Source organism: Streptomyces sp. SL06 (genome assembly GCF_058244745.1).
The window spans coordinates 3,596,442-3,616,970 of sequence record NZ_JBSYOT010000002.1 but is presented as its reverse complement, the minus strand read 5'-3'; the positions used below and the strand labels follow the sequence as shown (position 1 = coordinate 3,616,970).

Below are 20,529 nucleotides of genomic sequence, written 5' to 3'. Positions count from 1 at the left end.
GACCGCATCAGGAAGGATCTTCACCAGCAATGACCGACGAGAACACTCCTGTGACGACGCCCGAGGGTGACGCCCCGGCCATGCGTGTCGAGCCCGTCGGGCTCGAGACGGAGATGCAGCGCTCCTACCTCGACTACGCGATGTCCGTCATCGTCTCGCGCGCGCTGCCCGATGTCCGCGACGGCCTCAAGCCCGTGCACCGCCGCGTGCTGTACGCCATGTACGACGGCGGCTACCGCCCCGAGCGCGGCTTCTACAAGTGCGCCCGCGTCGTCGGCGACGTCATGGGCAATTACCACCCGCACGGCGACAGCTCCATCTACGACGCCCTGGTGCGCCTCGCCCAGTCCTGGTCGATGCGGATGCCGCTGGTCGACTCCAACGGCAACTTCGGCTCGCCGGGCAACGACCCGGCGGCGGCCATGCGGTACACCGAGTGCAAGATGGCGCCGCTGTCGATGGAGATGGTCCGCGACATCGACGAGGAGACCGTCGACTTCACGGACAACTACGACGGGCGCTCCCAGGAGCCGACCGTCCTGCCCGCCCGCTTCCCGAACCTGCTGATCAACGGCTCGGCCGGGATCGCGGTCGGCATGGCGACCAACATCCCGCCGCACAACCTGCGCGAGGTCGCCGCCGGCGCCCAGTGGTACCTGGAGAACTACGAGGCATCGAACGAGGAGCTGCTCGACGCGCTCATCGAGCGCATCAAGGGCCCCGACTTCCCGACCGGCGCCCTGGTGGTGGGCCGCAGGGGCATCGAGGAGGCCTACCGCACCGGCCGCGGCTCGATCACCATGCGCGCGGTGGTCGAGGTCGAGGAGATCCAGAACCGCCAGTGCCTGGTGGTCACGGAGCTGCCGTACCAGGTCAACCCGGACAACCTCGCGCAGAAGATCGCCGACCTGGTGAAGGACGGCAAGGTCGGCGGCATCGCCGACGTGCGCGACGAGACCTCGTCCCGCACGGGGCAGCGCCTGGTCATCGTCCTCAAGCGGGACGCGGTCGCCAAGGTCGTCCTGAACAACCTGTACAAGCACACCGACCTGCAGACGAACTTCGGCGCCAACATGCTGGCGCTGGTCGACGGCGTGCCGCGCACCCTCTCGCTGGACGCGTTCATCCGCCACTGGGTGAACCACCAGATCGAGGTCATCGTCCGGCGGACGAAGTTCCGTCTGCGCAAGGCCGAGGAGCGGGCGCACATCCTGCGCGGCCTGCTCAAGGCCCTGGACGCGATCGACGAGGTCATCGCGCTGATCCGGCGCAGCGACACCGTCGAGATCGCGCGCGGCGGCCTGATGGGGCTTCTGGAGATCGACGAGATCCAGGCCAACGCGATCCTGGAGATGCAGCTGCGTCGGCTGGCCGCCCTGGAGCGTCAGAAGATCGTCCAGGAGCACGACGAACTCCAGGCGAAGATCCGCGAGTACAACGCGATCCTCTCCTCCCCGGTCCGTCAGCGCGGGATCGTCAGCGAGGAACTGGCCGCGATCGTCGAGAAGTTCGGCGACGACCGCAAGACCAAGCTGATCCCGTACGAGGGCGACATGTCCATCGAGGACCTGATCGCCGAGGAGGACATCGTCGTCACGGTCACCCGGGGCGGCTACATCAAGCGCACCAAGACCGACGACTACCGGGCCCAGAAGCGCGGCGGCAAGGGCGTACGCGGCACGAAGCTCAAGGAAGACGACATCGTCAACCACTTCTTCGTGTCCACCACGCACCACTGGCTGCTGTTCTTCACCAACAAGGGCCGCGTCTACCGGGCGAAGGCGTACGAGCTGCCCGACGCCGGCCGGGACGCGCGCGGCCAGCACGTGGCGAACCTGCTGGCCTTCCAGCCGGACGAGTCCATCGCCGAGATCCTCGCCATCCGCGACTACGAGGCGGCGCCCTACCTGGTTCTGGCCACCAAGGCGGGTCTGGTCAAGAAGACGTTCTGAAGGATTACGACTCGCCGCGCTCCGGAGGCGTGATCGCCATCAACCTGCGGGAGCAGGAGGACGGTTCCGACGACGAGCTGATCGGAGCCGAACTGGTCTCCGCCGAGGACGATCTGCTGCTGATCAGCAAGAAGGCGCAGTCGATCAGGTTCACCGCCTCGGACGAGACGCTGCGCCCCATGGGCCGTGCCACCTCCGGTGTCAAGGGCATGAGTTTCCGCGAAGGGGACCAGCTGCTCTCGATGAATGTTGTTCGAGCCGGTACGTTCGTGTTCACTGCCACTGACGGCGGGTACGCGAAGCGCACCTCAGTCGACGAGTACCGCGTCCAGGGTCGCGGTGGCCTCGGCATCAAGGCTGCCAAGATCGTCGAGGACCGCGGGACGCTCGTGGGCGCGCTGGTGGTCGAGGAGCACGACGAGATCCTCGCCATCACCCTCTCGGGCGGTGTGATTCGTACGCGAGTCAGCGGAGTCAGGGAGACGGGCCGTGACACCATGGGCGTCCAACTGATCAATCTGGGCAAGCGCGATGCCGTCGTCGGCATCGCACGCAACGCCGAGGCGGGACGCGAGGCGGAGGAGGTCGACGGCGATGTGGTCGTCGACGAGACCGCCGAGGGTGCCGCGACCACCGGCACGGACGAGGGTGAGGCGCCCTCGTCCGAGTAACACGAGGAGAGAGTCATCGTGAGCGGAGCCACGGGCGCCGGATCGGCCGGTACCTCCACAGGTACGGAAACGGGCGGCGGCGGCCGTGGCTCCGCCGCGCGTGCGGCGGATTCGCACACGACTCAGCTGCGCAAGATCGAAGACGGCACGACCGGCGCGCACAAACCCCAGACTCATGGATCCCAGGGGGGAACTGTGACGGACACCCGAGGCCAGCAGACTCAGCAGGCGGCCTCGCCGCTGCCGGGAGAACGGCAGCCCCAGCAGCCCGGCGGGCCGTACCACCCGCCGCAGGCCTACCCGACGCAGGGCGGCAACGTGTCCGGTGCCGTGCGCCGCCCGCGCACCGGCGCACGCACCACGCCCCGCGTCCGCAAGGCGCGCCTGCGGGTGTCGAAGGCGGACCCGTGGTCGGTGATGAAGGTCAGCTTCCTGCTCTCCATCGCGCTCGGCATCTGCACCATCGTCGCGTCGGCCGTGCTGTGGATGGTCATGGACGCCATGGGGGTCTTCTCGACGGTCGGCGGCACGATCGCCGAGGCCACCGGTTCGAACGAGTCCAACGGCTTCGACCTGCAAGCCTTCCTGTCGCTGCCCAACGTGCTGCTGTTCGCGACGGTCATCGCGGTCATCGACGTCGTCCTCGCGACGGCCCTCGCCACGCTCGGCGCCTTCATCTACAACCTGTCCGCCGGCTTCGTCGGCGGGGTGGAGCTGACGCTCGCCGAGGACGAGTGATCCTCGCTCCCCGGTCCCGCGACAACGGATTTTGGGACTGCCCGCCTGGTGCGCTAATCTTCAGGAGTCAGCGCGCGGGACATACACCGCAGAGCGCGGCGGGGCTATAGCTCAGTTGGTTAGAGCGCATCCCTGATAAGGATGAGGCCACAGGTTCAAATCCTGTTAGCCCCACCGGTGTCAAGACCCCCAGTCGGATTCGGCTGGGGGTTTTTGGTGTGCGCTGTTTCTGACGGTGGGTGAAAAAACGCCCGACCGCTGGCGACGGGGGATGCGCCAGCGGTCGAGCTATGGCCAAGGCTAACAAGGCCGGGTGCGTTGCGGGGGCCGACTGGTCGGTCGGGGCCCGGGTATGTGCCCGGGATCACTCGCGACGGGGGAGGCGGGCGGCGTTCAGCGGTCGCACGTGGGCTCGTAGTCCAGGCGCGGCAGGTACTCGTGCCACCTGTCCTCGGTCAGTACGTTCCGCGTGGTGGAGCAGATGCGGTCGATGGCGTCGTCCACGTCCAGGCTCCACAGCCGGACGGTGTCCGTGCCGCTGGACACCCCGAGCAGGTGACTGACGGGATTGAAGGACAGAAAGTTCCCCGCCTTGGCGTTGGGGCTCATCGACCGGCCGATGGGGGCGGCCGCGGCGGGGTCGGCGACGTCCCAGAGCCGGACCGTGTTGTCGTTGGCCCCGCTGGCCAGGGTGTCGCCGTCCCGGCCGAAGGTCAGCGACACCACCGAGTCGGTGTGGCCGGCGAGCGTGGACTCCACCCGGGCCGGGCGGCCCGGGTCGGTGACGTCCCAGAGGCGGACCGTGCCGTCGTCGCTGCCGCTGGCCAGCGTGTGGCCGTCCGGGGCGTAGGCGAGCACGTTGACGGGCCCGAGGTGCCCGGTGAGGGGCGCGCCGAGCCGGGTGGCGTGCCGGGGGTCGGTGACGTTCCAGAGCCGTACGGTGTCGTCCGCGCTGCCGCTGGCGAGGGTGCGGCCGTCCGGGCTGAAGGCGAGCGTGTTGACGTATCCCTTGTGGCCGGTGAGCGGCTCGCCCAGCGGGCGGAGGCGGGCCGGGTCGGCGGCGTTCCACAGCTGGACGGTGCGGTCGTCCTGGGCCGCCGTGGCCAGTGTGCGGCCGTCGGGGCTGAACGCCAGCGCGTCGGGGCCCGCGTAGCGGGTGCGTAGCGCCACGGGCGGGGCGTGCGCGGTGGGCCGGGCCGGGTCCGTGACGTTCCACAGCTGGACGGCGCGGCTTCCGGTGAGTACCGCGAGCGTGTTGCCGTCCGGGGAGAACACCAGCGACCGGATGTCGCCCTCCCCCGGTCTGAAGGGCGCGCTCAGGGGCACGGGCCGGCCGGGGTCCGACACGTCCCACAGCCGGACCCTTCCGTCACGGGCCGCCGTGGCCAGCAGGTGTCCGTCCGGGTGGAAGGCGCCGATGCGGCCGATCATGTCCGACGACGGCAGCGACCACAGGCGGACCTTGCTGTCGCCGCTGCCGGTGGCGAGGGTGTCGCCGTCGGGGCTGAAGCCGAGGGCGTACATCTCCCCGCTGCCTCCGGCGAGGGGCACGCCCACCTGGGACGGGAAGGCCGGGTCGCTGACGTTCCACAGGCTGGCGGTGCTGTCCGCGCTGCTCATGGCGAGCATGCCGCCGACCGGGCTGAAGGCCACGGACCAAATGGGGCCGGTGTGCCCGGTGAGCGGTGCGCCGATGGGCCTCGCGCGGCGCGGGTCGGTCACGTTCCACAGCCGTACGGTGTCGTCCGCGCTGCCGCTGGCGAGCGTGTGTCCGTCGGGGCTGAAGGCCACCGAGTGCACCAGCGCGCCATGACCGGTCAGCGGCGTGCCCACCGGCTCGGGGCGGCGCGGGTCGGCCACGTCCCAGAGCCGGACCGTGCTGTCGTCGCCGCCGGCCGCCAGGGTCCGTCCGTCGGGGCTGAACGCCACCGAGCGCACCGCGGCGGTCGCGCCCGTCAGGGTGTCCAGCGCCTTCGGCCTGCCCGGGTCGGCCACGTCCCACAGGCGCGCCGTGTGGTCGTCGTGGGCGGAGGCCAGGGTGCGTCCGTCCGGGCTGAAGGCGAGCAGGTAGACGGTGCCGCCGTGACCGTCCAGGGGGGCGCCGAGCGGACGCGGGTGGCCGGGGTCCCGGATGTCCCAGAGCCGGATCGTGCCGTCGTCCGAGGCGCTGGCGAGGGTGCGGCCGTCGGGGCTGAACACCGCTGCGCTCGCCCAGCTCGTGTGGCCGGTGAGGGGCTTGCCCAGCGGTTCGGGGCGGGCGGGGTCCGACACGTCCCACAGCCGGACGGTCCGGTCGTAGCCGGCCGTCGCCAGGATCTTGCCGTCGGGGCTGAAGGAGGTGAGGTAGACGGCGCCCGTGTGGCCGAGGAGCGGTGTGGCCAGGGGCGCGTTCACTATCGAGATCAGCCGGTTCCTGACGTCCTCGTCGCCGGGACGCAGGCGGTGCGCGGCCAGGTCGAGCTGGGCGGACATCGAGGGGTCGGTGTCCTGGACGCGGTCCGCCTCGGCGACCACCTGCTCGAACACCGCGTCGTTGCGCTGCTGCCAGGCGATCACCGCCGAGCCGACCGCCACCAGGGCCAGGACGACCAGTGCCGACACCGCGGCACGGCTGATCAGCACGGTGCGTTTGCGCAGCCTGACCGCGGCGGCCAGGAAGTCCACCGCGCTCGTGGTCAAGGCGGTGCCGCCGGCCGATTTCGCCCAGCCGCGGGCCTGTTCGAGCCGGGAGCCCCGGTAGAGCAGCGAGCTGTCGCGGTCCGACTCCTCCCAGGCCCGGCCGTCCTCCTCCAGCCGCTGGCGCAGCAGGTTGCCGGCCCGGTCCTCGTCGATCCAGTCGCGCAGCCGGGGCCAGGCGTGGAGCAGCGCCTCGTGGGTGATCTCCACGGTGTCCGCGTCGAGGGTCACCAGGCGGGCACGTACCAGGGCTTCGAGGGACTCCTCCGTCTTGCCCGGGTCCCCCGACTCCTGCGCCAGCCGGCGCCGCGTGCTGCGTCGGCGGGTGGCCTGGGTGTCCTCGCTGAGCCGGACCAGCCTGAGCAGGAGCAGCCTCGCGGCCGTGCGTGCCGCCGGGTCGAGGCCCGACCAGGCCTGCTCGGCGGTCGCGGCCACCGCCCCCTGGATACCGCCGGCGGCGCGGTATCCGGCCAGTGTCAGCCGGCCCGCCTTGCGCCGCTGCCAGGTGGCGAGCAGGGCGTGCGAGAGAAGGGGGAGCACGCCCGCGTCGTGCGCTCCGCGCGGGCTGTCGGTGCTCACCTCGCGGATGATCAGTTCGGCGAGTCCCGGTTCGAGTTCCATGCCGACGGCCTTGGCGGGGGCGGTCACCGCCTCGCGCAGTTCCGCGGTGGTCAGCGGCCCGAGGACCATGTGCCGGTGCTGGAGGGCGTCGGCCAGTTCGGGGTGGCGCAGGCACTGCTCGTAGAAGTCGGCGCGCACGCCGAGCGCCACGAGCGCGGGTGCCGCCTCACCGGTGCGGCCGGGGGCGCAGGCGGCCTGGAGGAGCCGGATGAACGTGCGCCGGTCCGACTCGTCGGCGCAGAGGGTGAAGACCTCCTCGAACTGGTCGACGATGATCACCGGAGGGCCGGTCGGCGAGGCCTCGCGGGCCGCCCATGCCGCGAAGGCGTCCTCGGCCGCCTCCTGGGCCACCGGAGCACCTGACTCCGGTTCCGTCCCCTCTTGGGCGCCCTTCGCGCCGCTTATGCCTGTCTCGTCCGCCTCGTCCTTCGCGGTGTTCACGACGGACGCGAGCTTCGGAATCCGGCGGGTCAGTTCCCCGAGCGGATCGGCCCCCGGTACGAGCTGGAGCACCTCCCTCGGCGGGCCGGAACCGCCGTCGAGCGCGCCGTCGCGCAGGGCGGGCACGAGACCGGCGTTCAGCAGCGAGGACTTCCCCGCTCCCGAGGCGCCGACGAGCATGACCAGGCCGCCGGTGTCCTGTGCCGCGCGGAGCTGGGCGACGAGGGCGTCCGTGCTCCGCTCCCGCCCGAAGAACCAGTCGGCGTCCTGTCTGCGGTAGGCGGCCAGCCCGCGGTAGGGGCAGACGCCGCCCGGGGTCTCGGCCGCGGGGTGCTCCTCGGCCGCGGCGGACGGCGCGGGGCGGTCACCGCTCGGGTCGGCCAGCGCCCGCTCCCACAGGCGCTGCCACTGGGCCAGGTCGTACAGGCCGGCGGAGACCGGTACGGGGCGCGCGCGGCGGGCCTGGGGGATGAGGACGTGCAGGACCGCCGCGAGGGCGGGGAACTGGGCGGGCACGTTCCTGGCCCGCCGCCAGTCGCTGATCCGCTGGGCGGAGACCCGTACCGGCCGCCCCCGTTCGTCCACCCGCTGGAGGCGGACGACCGCCTCGGACACGCGCTTGAGGGGAGGGTTGCCGGCCTCCTTGTACAGCAGTGCGAGGCGTTCCGCGAAGGCCGTGCGTGCCCCTGAGTCGAAACTCAAGGTCTCCACTCCTCACTTCCCCCGCACCTGGACGTCCGGACCGGAAAACTCACTCTATATGCCTGACCTGCGGCTACATCGGGCCCGTGGGTCCGGAACCTCCTCGGCGCGGGCCGTGAATGGCAGGATCGCGTCACCGTGGCGAGTCGGCCGTGCGGCACCCGTACAGGTCAGAGGCTCAGCCCTCGGAGAACCACCCCACAAGGCCATCTGTTATCGGTCGGCCTTCGCCGGCCCAGCCTTCCCGACCCGTTCCGGCACCGCGTGCGGTACGCCGACGGCGTGGTCTGGTACCGGTCCCCACGAGGGGAGGGACCGGTGCCACATCAGGTCGCCGCGCGTCCGTGCGGGCGTCCGGGAACAGGCGGGCGGGTGGGGCGGGTTCAGCGCTCCGATCCGCGGGCAGGCAGGTCGTGATGGTTCCGATGCCGACCGCCGCGGGAGTGCGTATGAGGATCTCCGTCGACCCCGAGCAGTGCTACGGCTCCGGAGACTGCGTTCACCGGGCCCCGTCCGTCTTCACCCAGGAGGGCGGGCTGGGGGCCGTGATACCCGGGCGGGAGTACGACGTCGACGCGCCGCGGGTGCGCGAGGCGGTGGAGGGGTGTCCCGCTGCCGCGATCACTCTCGTGGGGACCGTGGGAGGGGACTGAGCTTCGGGGGCGCGCCGGGGGTTCCCTTCCGGGCGCGGCGGCGGCCCGGCTGCTCTGTCGAGCGGCCGGGCCGTTTCTCGCGTGCGGTGCTGTACGCAGATCGCCGTGACGTCGGGTCCGGGGGGTGGGCGCGGCGCGGCAAGGCCGTACGCGCGCCGGTTCGCTCAGCGCTGGAGGGGCGCGGTGTGCTGCTGGAGGGGTGCGGTGTGCTGGGTGGCGGTGTGCCGGGCCGGTGACTCGGCCGGGTCGTCGCACAGCAGGTCGGTGGCCGAGGCTGCGTCGGCGGGCGGGCGGTGGCGGCAACTGGGTGCCGAGCCGTGTGCCTCGGCGCGGATGCGCTGCTTCATGGTGGGGGGCAGGGAGCCGGTGCGTGACCAGGACCAGGGGGCCGCCGCCGCGGGGGCCGCCTCGGGGGAGGCGCTCTCGGTGTTGCTGTGCGTTCCGGTCTGCGGTACGGCCGCGGAGGCGGTCGTGGTGATGAGTCCGAGCGCCGTGCACAGCGCGAGGAAGGCGGTGACGATGGTGGTCCACAGTGTCAGGACCTTGTTCCGGGCCATGACCCCTCACTTTCGGGTTGGGCGATTTGCGTACTTTCCTCATGATGTGTATGTGGCTCGCGAAGTGATGGACCGACGCCCGTGGCGCGTCGATGTTCTGATGAACACCACTCGGATGGGTGCAAGGCATCTGAAAAGGTGCGCAGGCGGGAGAGAGGCGGGCAAAAGTCACCGCCTGTGAGGGTGTGATCACCCTTCGATCGGAACGGGCTCGTCCGCTTCTAAGGGGCCTCGATGACGGGCAGTTGGCCGCCGACGCAGGTCACCGATCGGTATCGGCCGGTGTGTATAGTCGGGCGCCAGAGGTCCCCTACGTCAAGGAAAGACGAGGTCGCGCGGTGAAGAAGCTTCTCCTGGTCGCACTGGCCGCCATCGGCGGGCTCCTCGTGTACCGCCAGATCCAGGCGGATCGCGCCGAGCAGGATCTGTGGACGGAGGCGACTGACTCCGTGCCCACGGGTTCGTGAGTACGACCGACATCCGGTCCTGAGCAGACCCCGGCCGTCAAACGGTCGGGGTTTTGTGTTGCCCGGATCCCCGTGCGGGGGCACGGGGGCGCGCGGCAGGATGGGGCACGTCCGTCCGGGGCGGGCGGCGGAAGTGCCGGTGAGCGCGAGGGGTGGCGGGTCGTGGGACGGTGGTGTACGGCTTGGGAGCGGGCCGGGTCGGGGTCGCCCGTGCGGACCTCGCGGTACGCGTCCTTACGCGCGGTGCCCGCGCGGCTGGCGGTCGTGACCGCCGTACTGGCAACGGCCGCCGCCCTGCCCGGCGGCGCGGCCCTCGCGGCCGGTACGTCCGCCGGTTACGCCTTCGCCGACGACGCCCGGACGATCGAGGGCGCGAGCGGCACCGCGGACGCCGCGCCGCTGGAGACCGGCCCCGCGTACCGCGGCTCGCTGCCGAGGAACGGCACCCTCTACTACCGCCTCGAACTGGACGCCGTCTCCAACGCGTACGTCTCCGTCACCGCCGTGCCCGGGTCCGACGGCGAGGTCACCGCCGTCGACGGCATCCGGGTCTCCCTGCAAGACGCCGACGGCGGATCGTGCTCCTCCGACAGCTCGACCTTCGGCGCCGCGCACAGCCCCCGTCCGGTCACGGCCTGGGGCAGGCGCGAGATCGACTCCCGCCAGAACCGGTGCCAGGACGCCGGCACCTACTACGTGACCGTCGAGCGCACCCGGCCCCAGGACTCCCCGCGGGAAGCCTGGGGCCTTGAGCTGACCGCCGCCACCGAACCGCCCCCGAAGCGGACCGGCGCGACCACGGCACCCGAGACCTGGGACTCCGCCTCACCCGAACCCCTCGCCGGTCGGCCGGAACGCCGGTCCGGCGGCGGCGGCTTCTCCCACGCCACCCCTCTCGGACAGGGGGTCTGGCGCGATGACGTCCGCCCCGGGCAGACCCTCTATTACAAGGTGCCGGTCGACTGGGGCCGCCGGCTCCACCTCACCGCCGACCTCGCCGGCTCCGGCGGCGCGTCCGGCTACGCCACCAGCGCCCTGCGCCTGGCCCTGCACAACCCCGTGCGCGGCGAGGTCGACCACGCCGCCAGGGGTTACACCGGCCGTCGGACCACCGTCGCCCTCGCTCCCCTGCCGCCCGTGGCGTACGCCAACCGGTACGCCACCGACGGACAGGTCGGCGCGCTGCGGTTCGCCGGCGACTACTACGTCGTGGTGCATCTCGCGGCGCAGGTGACCGGCGACTTCGGCGCGGGCCCCTTCGCACTGACGCTGCGCGTACGGCTGGACGGAGCGGCACGGACCGGTCCCGACTACGCGGGGGAGCCCCGGCCGGAGGGCGTCTTCGAGGCCTCGGCCCAGGACCGGGCGGCCGGGCCGCAGGGCGGGGGCGCGGACGGGAACCTCGCCATGAAGGCGGTCGCCGTGGGCGGCATCGGCACCGGCAGCCTGCTGCTCATGGGGCTGGCCGTGTGGACAGCGGTGGTCCGGCGCAGGTCCTGACGGCCCGTGCGGGGCCCGGATCAGATCCGGGTCAGCGCCCAGAAACCCACGGCGTAGCAGGCCAGCGCGAGGAGCAGGAGCGGGACCGTCACCCTCGCCGGGGGCCCGGGACGGCGGCGCCGCCGTGTCGCACGGTGCTGCGCGGGTGCGGCCTGCGGGGTCCGGGTGGTGTACGAGGCGGTGGGGACGTTGGCGCGCTGCTGCGGGGACGGCGCCGATGACTGCGCGGGCCGCGGTGGCGCGTACGGCGGCTGGTGGCGGGGGCCGCCCGGTGAGTGGGGGGTGTGCGCGGGCGGCTGCGAACCGGCCGCCGCCGGGGAGGTGACGGCAGCCTGCGGGGGCGGTAGTGGGAAACCGCCCGGCTCCGACACGGCAGTCGGCCGGACACCCCCGGGCGGTACCGACGACGGGGTGTCCACCGGGACGGAGGGTGCCCAACCGGGGCCGGCCGGGGTGCCGTTGGGGGCGGAGGGCGTCCAGCCGTCGGACGGTGTCCCGTTGGGGGCGGAAGGCGTCCAACCGGGGTCGGACGGTGTCCCGTTGGAGGCGGAGGGCGTCCAGGCGGCGTTGGGTGGGGGCCCGCCGAGGGGCTGCGGTGTTTCGGCCGGTGTGGGTGGGGGGCCGGCCGGGGGAGTCGGGGTGTGGCCCGGTGCCGGTGGTGCGGAGGGCGTGGGGCGGCCGGGGTCGGACGGGCGCCGCGGGTCGGTCGGTACGTCGTCCACGCCCGACGCCCGCTTGAGCGGACCGTCGGGTCCGAACCCCGGGGGCAGCGGGCCGACCTGGTCGAAGATCTCGATCAGCTCGTCGTCGGGTCCGGGCTCCGGCAGCAGCTCCGCCGCCGCGGCCAGCGCCTTGCGCGCCCCCGTGGCGGTACGGAACCTCGCCGGCGGATCCGGCTGCACCAGTGTCGCCACGACCTGCCACAGCGGTTCGGGAATCCCCTGCGGCGCGGGCGGCGTACCGTGCTCGGCGAAGTGCTGCACCAGCGCCTTGGCGTCCGGCTTGGCCCCCTCCAGCAGATACAGGGCGACGAGCCCCACCGCGAACAGATCCGCGGGAAAGTCCGGCTCGGCGCCCAGCATCTGCTCGGGCGCGAGATAACCCGGCGTCCCCACCACGAGGTTGGTCTCCGTCAGCCGGGGCTCCCCCAGCCGCATCGCGATGCCGAAGTCGGACAGCCTGAGCCGCGGCTGTCCCGTCCCGGTCGCCTCCAGCAGCAGGTTGGCGGGCTTGATGTCACGGTGCACCACGTCCTCCGCGTGCACCGCCGCCAGTCCCGCCAGGAGCTGGTCGAGCAGCGTGCACACGAAGGCGGGCGGCAGAGGCCCGTAGTCCCCGACCAGGTGGACGAGCGAACCGCCCGTGACCAGGTCCATGGTGAACAGGACCTGGTCGTCGTCGGCGGCCCAGCTGGCGGGCGCGAGCACATGAGGATGATCGATCCGCAGCGCCTGCTCACGGACGAACCGCAGCAGCGCGTGCGCGTCCCTCTGCTGAAGCACCTTTGCGGCCACATACCGTCGACGGCGGTGGTCCCAGGCACGCCAGACGGCACCGACCCCACCGCGGCCGATCGGGTCGACCAGCTCGTACCGTCCGGCGAAGACCTCACCCATGGCTGTGTGTCGCTCCTCCCCTCGCGCCACTCCCGGACCCGGTCGCAGGCCCCTCCCGGCGACCGGATCCCGGGATCAGTTCTGGTGGGACTGGTAGTGCGCGACCGCGTCCGAAGTACGGCCCGCGCCGTACACCCGCAGGAACTCCGCCAGCTCCGGATGCGAGGAGGACAGGGAGTCCGCCGCGTCGATGATGTCCCCGGCGGCCGCCACCGAGCGCAGCAGCGACTGGATCTCGCGCACCACCCGCTTGACCGTGGGCGCTCCCGAACTGCTCGTCGTCGTGGCGGTGTTGCTGAGCACCGAGCCCCCCTGCGACTTCTTGATCTCGTCCATGCGCTCCGTCGCCTCGGCCGCGCTCACGCTGCCGTCCGCGACCTGCCCCGCCAGGTCCTGGAGCAGCTGCACCCGCTGGACCACCGCGGGATTGCCGATCTTCGCCCGCTGGCCGCTCATCAGCTGCGACAGCATCGGCGCGGACAGCCCCAGCACCCCCGCGAGACGAGCCTGGTTCAGACCGAGATCGTCGATAAGCCTACGGAAGAGCGCCCCCAGCGGCTCTCCGTACCAGCTCCGCTGCAGTTCCCGCGCTCTTGCGGTGGCTTCCTGCTGTGCGGCGTCCATTGCGTCTCCCCATCGCTTCCCCAAAAACCGCAGTTCGCTCAAGCGAACCACGCCGAGCATCTTACGGAGCGTGGTTGTTCCCCGGGACCCCCAATCATTTGTGAGATCCGGGCGGTGACCCGGTACTCTTGTCCGGGGCGCCCGACGGTACGCGGTACCGACCGGACGCCACCTTCTCCGGGGCCTTAGCTCAGTTGGTAGAGCGCTGTCTTTGCATGGCAGATGTCAGGGGTTCGACTCCCCTAGGCTCCACCGTCGAGAGCCCGTTCGACCTGCGGTAACGCAAGATCGGACGGGCTCTTCCCGTCAACGGCGTCACCGACCGTGTCCGGCTGATCATCAATACCCGGACGGAAAGGGCCGGTTGACCATGTCAAACAGCCGACCGGCCCCTGCGTCAGAGCGGGAACGGGCTTGCGGGCGAGGGCTCCTCGGCACCGGAGTGGCGCTGGCCGCTCTTGATATCGTCACCCCACAGGGCACCAGCGCCACACCCCTGCGGGGCGGTGCCACGGGGCTCATCGCCGTCGGAGTTGTCCGGTCGCTGCCGACGAGGTGGAAGGGGTAGACCATGCGGGCGAAGGTACGGGCCATTCTCGATGCGCTCTATATGAAGCGGCTGGTCAGGGAGTTGGAGGGAACGTCCGCGCCCCCAGCACATCGGCATCATGCTCGACGGCAACCGTCGCTGGGCCAAGATGTCGGGCATCGACGACCCGCGCGAGGGCTACCGGGCCGGCGGGGCGAAGGTGCTGGACTTCCTGCGCTGGTGCGATTCCGCACAGATCGAGCACGTCACTCTGTTCATGCTCTCCGACGACAACCTCCACCGGCCCGAAGACCAGCTGAACCCGCTCATCGACATCATCGCCGAAGTCGTCGAGCAGCTCGCCGCACCGGGCAACCCCTGGCGCGTGGAAGCGGTCGGCGCCCTGGATCTGCTGCCCGCCGAGTCCGCGAGCCGCCTCAAGACCGCCACCGCCGCCACCCAGGACCGCAAGGGCGGTACCAAGGTCGATGTCGCCGTGGGCTACGGCGGCAGGCGCGAGATCGTCGACGCCGTACGGTCCGCCCTGACCGAGCACAGTTCCCAGGGCGGGGACATCGACGAGTTCATCGAGACCTTCACCATGGAGCACATCTCCAAGCACCTGTACTCCAAGACGCGGTCCGAGTCCGATCTCATCATCCGCACCTCCGGTGAACAGCGCCTCTCCGGATTCCTGCTCTGGCAGTCCGCCTACGCCGAGGTCCACTTCTGTGAGACCTACTGGCCGGACTTCCGCGAGATCGACTTCCTGCGGGCCCTGCGCTCCTACTCCCTGCGCGAGCGCCGCTACGGCCGCTGAGCGATGTTTCACGTGAAACATCGCCGCGGGGCGGAAGACCTGGAAGTCTTCCGCCCCGCGGCGATGCGGGAGGGCGGCGGCAGAACCGTCCGGTGAGGGTCAGCGGGGCTCTTCGTCCTCCGCCTCCTGCGCCTGCTTGGCCTCCACCTCGGGGTCGAGAAGCGCCTCGCCGGTGCCGTCCACCGAGGTCAGACGCGCCGACTCGGGGACCTCCGTCGCCTCCGGCGGCTCGACCAGCCAGTCCGGGTTGGCCTGCTTGTCCCACCACTTCCAGGCGGCGAAGGCGCCGCCGGCCACGACACCCGCCACCACCAGGACCTTGGCGATACGCCCGGCCTTCGCCCGGCGCCGGTGCTTGCGCGTCAGCCTGTGGATCTCCTTGGCGGTGACCTGACCTCGAAGCGCGGCCAGCGCGGCGACGCCCCGCGCGGTGGCCTCGTCCCGCACGGGGCCGGCCGCGGCCGCCGCCTGCTCAAGCCTCGGACGTGAGTATTCGGCCGCCTGCCGAGCGGCCAGCCGGGTACGGTGGGCAGCCTCCTGAGCGGCCGCGTCGACCTTCGGCGGAACATGCGTACGGGCCTGTTCCAGCCTGGGCGCGACATACGCGCCGTACTGGAGACGAGCCTGGTCTGCGGCCTGAGACACCTTGGGCGCCAGCCGTACGCGCGCCTCCTGTGCATAGTGAGCGGCCCTGTCCTTGGCCGTGTCGGCGTAGGGCGCCACCACTTCCGCGGCGTGCAGCACGCTGTCCTTCGCCGAACCGGTCGCGGCGCGCACGCTGTCGATGCGGGTCACGGGTTCCTCCTCCTCGGTGGCGTACGGTAATTCGACTTTCCACCCTTTTACGGATCATGCCTGCGGACGCACCCCCAGGCATGTGAGGGCGGGCATCCGGGTCACGGACGCTGCCTACGAGCCCTCCGGGGCAAGTGGTGATGAAGTCGCGAACAAGAGTCGATCAACCTCAATAACGGATGAATACCGGGCAACGGGAGCCTGCCGTCGACAATGCCACGGATCGGCGTCCAGCGCTCGTGACCCGGGGTATGAACCGGGTACGCGCCCTCGACCGTGCGAGGATCGGTGCGCACCACAGGACGACGGAAGGCACAACGTGGCCGAGCAGCTCTACGCCACCCTGAAGACCAACCAAGGCGACATCGAGGTCCGGCTGCTGCCGAACCACGCCCCCAAGACGGTCAGGAACTTCGTCGAACTCGCCCGCGGCGAGCGGGAGTGGACCCACCCCGCCACCGGCGACAAGTCCACGGACCGGCTCTACGACGGCACGGTTTTCCACCGGGTGATCAGCGGCTTCATGATCCAGGGCGGCGACCCGCTGGGCAACGGCACGGGCGGCCCGGGTTATCAGTTCGAGGACGAGTTCCACCCGGACCTCTCCTTCGACAGGCCCTATCTGCTGGCGATGGCCAACGCCGGCCCCGGCACCAACGGCTCGCAGTTCTTCTTCACCGTCTCCCCGACGACGTGGCTGAACCGCAAGCACACGATCTTCGGCGAGGTGACGGACGCGGCGAGCCAGAAGGTGATCGACACCATCGCCGCCACGCCCACCAACCCGCGCACCGACCGCCCCCTCGACGACGTCGTCATCGAGTCGGTCGCCGTCGAGCCCCGCGAGGGCTGATCCTCCGCACACCGGGCAGGAACCAATCGCCCCGCTCATCCGTAAAGATGGGCGGGGCGGTGATGTGCGTATCTCCGCCCACAGGACGATCGAGGGGAAGTCATGGATCACGCGGCAGCCGGCCCGCCGGAAGCTCAGAGCCTGCCCGGCTGCTACCGCCACCCCGACCGTGAGACCGGCATCCGCTGCACCCGCTGCGAACGCCCCATCTGCCCGGACTGCATGGTCAACGCCTCCGTCGGGTTCCACTGCCCCGACTGCGCGAGGGGCCGCACCGGCGGCGGGCCCGCGCCCGCGGCGTCCCGGCCCCGCACCCTTGCCGGGGGGACGGTCGCCGCCGACCCGCATCTCATCACCAAGATCCTGATCGGGATCAACGCGGCGGTGTTCATCGCCGTCCACGCGTTGCCGTCGTCGTTCCTGAGCGACATGGTGCTGATCGGGCGCTGGCCGCCCGCCCCCTTCGTCCCGACCGAGGGAGTGGCGGAGGGCGAGTGGTACCGCCTGGTGACCTCGATGTTCACCCATGAGGAAATCTGGCACATCGGCTTCAACATGCTGAGCCTGTGGTTCCTCGGCGGCCCGCTGGAAGCGGCCCTCGGCAGAGCCCGCTACCTCGCGCTCTACCTCGTCTCCGGCCTGGCCGGCAGCGCCCTCACCTATCTGCTGGCCTCGCCCAGCACGGCCACCCTCGGCGCCTCCGGCGCGATCTTCGGCCTCTTCGGCGCCACGGCCGCGCTCGTGCGCCGGCTCAACGCCGACATGCGGCCGATCGTCATCCTGCTGGTGATCAACCTCGTCTTCACCTTCACCTGGGCCAACATCGCCTGGCAGGCGCACATCGGCGGCCTCGTCGCCGGCGTCGCGATCGGCTACGCCATGCTCCACGCGCCGCGCGAGAGGCGGACGCTCGTGCAGTACGGCACCTGCGCGCTGGTCCTGGTGGTGGTCGTGGGCCTGTCCCTGTTGAGGACCGCGCAGCTCACCTGAGCAGCCGTTTTCCACAGCGGGTGCCGGATCTTGTGCACAGCGTGCGGGAACAGGTGTGCCCCCTGTCGCTGACTTGTGTTTCCGCAGGTCAGGCAGGGGGTGAACGTGTTTTCGGTTGCCGGTACTTCCGTCACACCGGCGTCAATGTCCCGTGGGTTATCCACAGATCGTCTTTCTTTTCCCCATGTGGATAACCGCTGTGGATAACTCGGTGGACAGCTCTGGGCAGAGCTACCGCGGGGCCGTCACCGGGCTACTTCCACTGGGTCGAGACGCCGAACCCGGCGGCGATGAAACCGAAGCCCACCACGATGTTCCAGTTGCCCAGATCGTCGATGGGCAGTGAACCGTCGGTGACGTAGAAGACGACGATCCAGGCGAGACCGATGACGAACAGGGCCAGCATGACGGGCGCGACCCAGCTGCGGTTGGTCAGCTTGATACTGGCCGCCTGCTTCGAGGGCGGCGGCGTGTAGTCGGCCTTCTTGCGGATACGTGACTTCGGCACGAGGGTCTCTCCTGTCGATGCGCTGCGTGGCCGCGCAGGGAACGGGGGGTCGGTCTCGGGGGCGGTGTACTGGGGCGACGGGGACTTCGAGCGCTCCCCCGGGCGTCCGTTAGCGTAGTCCTTCCGTGGCGCCGAAGGAGATAAGGGTACGTTGAGCAATTCTGCCGACTCCCCCGGGACGGGATCCAGTCCCGCCCGCAGCCGCCGTTTCCGGCCCGTGCGGGTGCTCACGGCGGCGGTCTTCGCTCTCGCGGGACTCCTGTTCTTCACCAGCTTCAACACCGCGAAGGGCACCAATATCCGCACGGACGCCTCCTTGCTCAAGCTGTCCGACCTCGTCCATGAGCGCAGCCGGGAGAACGGCGAGCTGGAGGAGTCCAACGCGACCCTGCGCGAGCACGTCGAATCGCTCGCCGCGCGCGACGACGGACGTACGAAGTCGGAGGACGACAGGCTCGCGGAGCTGGAGCACGAGGCGGGCACGCAGCCGCTGAAGGGCGAGGCGATCTCGGTCACGCTCGACGACGCCCCGCCGGACGCCACCGCCAAGCTCCCCGGCTATCCCGAGCCGCAGCCCGACTACCTGGTGATCCACCAGCAGGACCTGCAAGCCGTGGTGAACGCGCTGTGGCAGGGCGGCGCCGAGGGCATCAAGGTCATGGACCAGCGGCTGATCTCCACCAGCGCGGTGCGCTGCGTGGGCAACACCCTGATCCTTCAGGGCCGCGTCTACTCGCCGCCGTACCGGATCCAGGCGGTCGGGGACCCGGCGCGGCTGAAGAAGACGCTGGCGGCGTCCCCGGCCATCCAGAACTACATGGTGTACGTCAACGTCTACGGGCTCGGCTGGAAGGTCGAGGACGACGGGAAGGCCACGCTGCCCGGCTACTCGGGCACGGCGGACCTGCACTACGCCCAGCCTGTGGATTGAGGCCGTTCCGCAGGGCCCGGCGCCGTTAGTCTGGTGCAATACGGCGTGAGTCTGGCGCCGTGGTGCGACGGAAGGGACGGCATGTACGGCTGGATCTGGCGGCATCTGCCGGGGAACGCGTGGGTGAGGGCGCTGCTCTCCCTCGTGCTGGTCGTGGCCGTGGTCTACGTCCTCTTCCAGTACGTCTTCCCGTGGGCCGAACCGCTGCTTCCCTTCAACGATGTGACGGTGGACAACCAGTGAGCGCGCGCATCCTCGTCGTGGACAACTACGACAGCTTCGTCTTCAACCTGGTGCAGTACCTGTACCAACTGGGCGCCGAGTGCGAGGTGCTGCGCAACGACGAGGTGGCGCCGGCCCACGCCCAGGACGGTTTCGACGGCGTGCTGCTGTCCCCGGGCCCTGGGACGCCGGAGCAGGCGGGCGTGTGCGTCGAGATGGTGCGGCACTGCGCGGCGACCGGGGTGCCGGTCTTCGGGGTCTGCCTCGGAATGCAGTCGATGCAGGTGGCGTACGGCGGTGTGGTGGACCGGGCGCCCGAGCTGCTGCACGGCAAGACCTCGCCCGTCGAGCACGGGGGCAGAGGCGTCTTCGCCGGCCTGCCCTCCCCGTTCACCGCGACGCGGTACCACTCGCTGGCCGCGGAGCCGGGCACGGTGCCCGCGGAGCTGGAGGTGACGGCCCGCACGCGCGACGGGATCGTGATGGGGCTGCGCCACCGCGCGCTTCCCGTCGAGGGCGTGCAGTTCCATCCGGAGTCGGTGCTGACCGAGCACGGGCACCGGATGCTGGCCAACTGGCTGGTGGAGTGCGGCGACCAGGACGCGGTGGCGAGGTCGGCGGGGCTCGCCCCGGTGGTGGGCAGGGCCACGGCGTGACCGCGCTGCGCCCCGAGCGCGAATCCGGCGCGGCCGGTGACCAGGGGGGCTCGTACGGGCAGCCGTACGGGGGTTCCGGTGTGCTCGGGGACGACGAGACGGTGGCGCTGCGCATCCCGGTCCCGCCGCCACGGCAGTCGGATACCGCCTCCTCGGCGGACGCCCCCGCGGACGGTGGCCGCGCGGCCCGCAGGAAGGCCGCGAAACGGCGTCACGGGCGCCGTGGGGCCTCCCGGGGGGCCTCTGCGGTGGCCGAGTCGGCCGAGGAGCCGAAGGCGCCCCTGTCGCGCGTGGAGGCCCGGCGCCGGGCCCGTGCGCGCAAACCGGGTGCCGCGGTGATCGCCAGCCGCGCGATCGGTGAGCTGTTCATCACGACCGGTGTGCTGATGCTGCTGTTCGTGACGTACCAGCTGTGGTGGACGAACGTACGGGCGCACGCGCAGGCCGACCAGGCCGCGAGCAGCCTCCAGGACGACTGGGCGAACGGCAGGCGCAGCCCGGGGAGCTTCGAGCCGGGGCAGGGTTTCGCGCTGCTGCACATTCCGAAGCTGGACGTCGTGGTGCCGATCGCGGAGGGCATCAGCAGCAAGAAGGTGCTGGACCGCGGCATGGTCGGGCACTACGCGGAGGGCGCGCTGAAGACGGCGATGCCGGACGCGAAGACGGGCAACTTCGGGCTGGCCGGTCACCGCAACACGCACGGCGAACCCTTCCGGTACATCAACAAGCTGGAGCCGGGCGACCCGATCGTGGTGGAGACGCAGGACAAGTACTTCGTCTACAAGATGGCGTCGATCCTGCCCGTGACGTCGCCGAGCAACGTCACCGTGCTCGAACCGGTGCCGAAGCAGTCGGGTTTCACGGGCCCCGGCCGCTACATCACGCTCACCACCTGCACACCGGAGTTCACGAGCAAGTACCGGATGATCGTCTGGGGCAAGATGGTCGAGGAACGGCCGCGCAGCAAGGGCAAGCCGGATGCGCTCGTCAGTTAAGGGCGGATGACC

The 20,529-nt window shown here is 71.0% G+C and carries 16 protein-coding genes, 2 tRNA genes and 2 pseudogenes; 14 read left to right on the top strand and 6 right to left on the bottom strand.

The features are described from left to right. Positions 1-29: 29 nt before the first annotated feature. The 3 genes and pseudogenes from gyrA (at position 30) to AC4IHM_RS16495 (ending at position 3,535) form a co-directional block, all read left to right on the top strand. Positions 30-2,623 (top strand): annotated as a pseudogene (gene gyrA / locus AC4IHM_RS16505) (DNA gyrase subunit A). An 18-nt stretch (positions 2,624-2,641) separates the two neighbouring features. Continuing rightward, complete coding sequence (locus AC4IHM_RS16500) at positions 2,642-3,361, top strand: DUF3566 domain-containing protein (RefSeq protein WP_490867796.1); 720 nt, start codon at positions 2,642-2,644, stop codon at positions 3,359-3,361. Between the two features lie 100 nt (positions 3,362-3,461). Continuing rightward, positions 3,462-3,535 (top strand) — tRNA-Ile (locus AC4IHM_RS16495). Between the two features lie 219 nt (positions 3,536-3,754). On the opposite strand, the gene AC4IHM_RS16490 is transcribed toward AC4IHM_RS16495, so the two are convergent. Beyond that, a complete protein-coding gene (locus tag AC4IHM_RS16490) occupies positions 3,755-7,810 on the bottom strand; it encodes an NACHT and WD repeat domain-containing protein (RefSeq protein ID WP_490867795.1) in 4,056 nt (1,351 codons plus the stop codon). Positions 7,811-8,250: 440 nt separating this feature from the next. On the opposite strand from AC4IHM_RS16490, the gene AC4IHM_RS16485 reads away from it, so the two are divergent. Continuing rightward, positions 8,251-8,454, top strand: a complete 204-nt coding sequence (locus tag AC4IHM_RS16485) for a ferredoxin (RefSeq protein ID WP_490867794.1) — start codon at positions 8,251-8,253, stop codon at positions 8,452-8,454. A gap of 164 nt (positions 8,455-8,618) precedes the next feature. On the opposite strand, the gene AC4IHM_RS16480 is transcribed toward AC4IHM_RS16485, so the two are convergent. Next, positions 8,619-9,011 carry a DUF6344 domain-containing protein gene (locus AC4IHM_RS16480; protein ID WP_490867793.1) on the bottom strand — a complete coding sequence of 131 codons (393 nt, stop codon included), beginning with the start codon at positions 9,009-9,011 and terminating at the stop codon, positions 8,619-8,621. Positions 9,012-9,349: 338 nt separating this feature from the next. Here AC4IHM_RS16480 and AC4IHM_RS16475 point away from each other — a divergent pair, with 338 nt between their 5' ends. Together AC4IHM_RS16475 and AC4IHM_RS16470 are read left to right on the top strand one after the other, a co-directional pair. Next, on the top strand, positions 9,350-9,478 hold the full coding sequence (locus tag AC4IHM_RS16475; protein ID WP_003999697.1) for a DLW-39 family protein: 129 nt from the start codon (positions 9,350-9,352) through the stop codon (positions 9,476-9,478). Between the two features lie 162 nt (positions 9,479-9,640). After that, positions 9,641-10,978 (top strand): hypothetical protein, encoded by a 1,338-nt coding sequence (locus AC4IHM_RS16470; RefSeq protein ID WP_490867792.1) that lies wholly within the window; start codon positions 9,641-9,643, stop codon positions 10,976-10,978. A gap of 20 nt (positions 10,979-10,998) precedes the next feature. Here the strand turns inward: AC4IHM_RS16470 and AC4IHM_RS16465 are convergent, their stop codons facing one another. Next, positions 10,999-12,594: a serine/threonine-protein kinase gene (locus AC4IHM_RS16465; protein ID WP_490867791.1), complete on the bottom strand. Its 1,596-nt coding sequence runs from the start codon at positions 12,592-12,594 to the stop codon at positions 10,999-11,001. Positions 12,595-12,669: 75 nt separating this feature from the next. Continuing rightward, complete coding sequence (locus AC4IHM_RS16460) at positions 12,670-13,218, bottom strand: helix-turn-helix domain-containing protein (RefSeq protein WP_490867790.1); 549 nt, start codon at positions 13,216-13,218, stop codon at positions 12,670-12,672. Between the two features lie 179 nt (positions 13,219-13,397). Here AC4IHM_RS16460 and AC4IHM_RS16455 point away from each other — a divergent pair. Then, positions 13,398-13,470, top strand: a tRNA-Ala gene (locus AC4IHM_RS16455). 319 nt (positions 13,471-13,789) lie between these two features. Continuing rightward, positions 13,790-14,567, top strand: a pseudogene (locus AC4IHM_RS16450) (isoprenyl transferase). A 99-nt stretch (positions 14,568-14,666) separates the two neighbouring features. Here the strand turns inward: AC4IHM_RS16450 and AC4IHM_RS16445 are convergent. Continuing rightward, positions 14,667-15,362 (bottom strand): DUF5324 family protein, encoded by a 696-nt coding sequence (locus tag AC4IHM_RS16445; RefSeq protein ID WP_490867789.1) that lies wholly within the window; start codon positions 15,360-15,362, stop codon positions 14,667-14,669. A gap of 319 nt (positions 15,363-15,681) precedes the next feature. Here AC4IHM_RS16445 and AC4IHM_RS16440 point away from each other — a divergent pair, with 319 nt between their 5' ends. Together AC4IHM_RS16440 and AC4IHM_RS16435 are read left to right on the top strand one after the other, a co-directional pair. Continuing rightward, complete coding sequence (locus tag AC4IHM_RS16440) at positions 15,682-16,215, top strand: peptidylprolyl isomerase (RefSeq protein WP_490867788.1); 534 nt, start codon at positions 15,682-15,684, stop codon at positions 16,213-16,215. Positions 16,216-16,317: 102 nt separating this feature from the next. Further along, positions 16,318-17,205, top strand: coding sequence for a rhomboid family intramembrane serine protease (locus tag AC4IHM_RS16435; protein WP_490867787.1), 888 nt, complete (start codon positions 16,318-16,320; stop codon positions 17,203-17,205). 253 nt (positions 17,206-17,458) lie between these two features. Here the strand turns inward: AC4IHM_RS16435 and crgA are convergent, their stop codons facing one another. Next, positions 17,459-17,713 carry a cell division protein CrgA gene (gene crgA / locus AC4IHM_RS16430; protein ID WP_490867786.1) on the bottom strand — a complete coding sequence of 85 codons (255 nt, stop codon included), beginning with the start codon at positions 17,711-17,713 and terminating at the stop codon, positions 17,459-17,461. A 151-nt stretch (positions 17,714-17,864) separates the two neighbouring features. Between crgA and AC4IHM_RS16425 the strand changes: the two genes are divergently transcribed. The 4 genes from AC4IHM_RS16425 (at position 17,865) to AC4IHM_RS16410 (ending at position 20,517) form a co-directional block, all read left to right on the top strand. Beyond that, positions 17,865-18,644 carry a DUF881 domain-containing protein gene (locus AC4IHM_RS16425; protein WP_490867785.1) on the top strand — a complete coding sequence of 260 codons (780 nt, stop codon included), beginning with the start codon at positions 17,865-17,867 and terminating at the stop codon, positions 18,642-18,644. 81 nt (positions 18,645-18,725) lie between these two features. Continuing rightward, on the top strand, positions 18,726-18,887 hold the full coding sequence (locus AC4IHM_RS16420) for a hypothetical protein (protein ID WP_163015848.1): 162 nt from the start codon (positions 18,726-18,728) through the stop codon (positions 18,885-18,887). Further along, the gene (locus tag AC4IHM_RS16415) at positions 18,884-19,522 is read left to right on the top strand and encodes an aminodeoxychorismate/anthranilate synthase component II (RefSeq protein WP_490867784.1); all 639 of its coding nucleotides are present in this window, start codon (positions 18,884-18,886) and stop codon (positions 19,520-19,522) included. Before AC4IHM_RS16420 ends, AC4IHM_RS16415 begins: the two co-directional genes overlap by 4 nt. After that, positions 19,519-20,517, top strand: a complete 999-nt coding sequence (locus AC4IHM_RS16410) for a class E sortase (protein ID WP_490867783.1) — start codon at positions 19,519-19,521, stop codon at positions 20,515-20,517. The genes AC4IHM_RS16415 and AC4IHM_RS16410 overlap by 4 nt, the downstream gene beginning before the upstream one ends. The last annotated feature ends 12 nt before the right edge of the window (positions 20,518-20,529 follow it).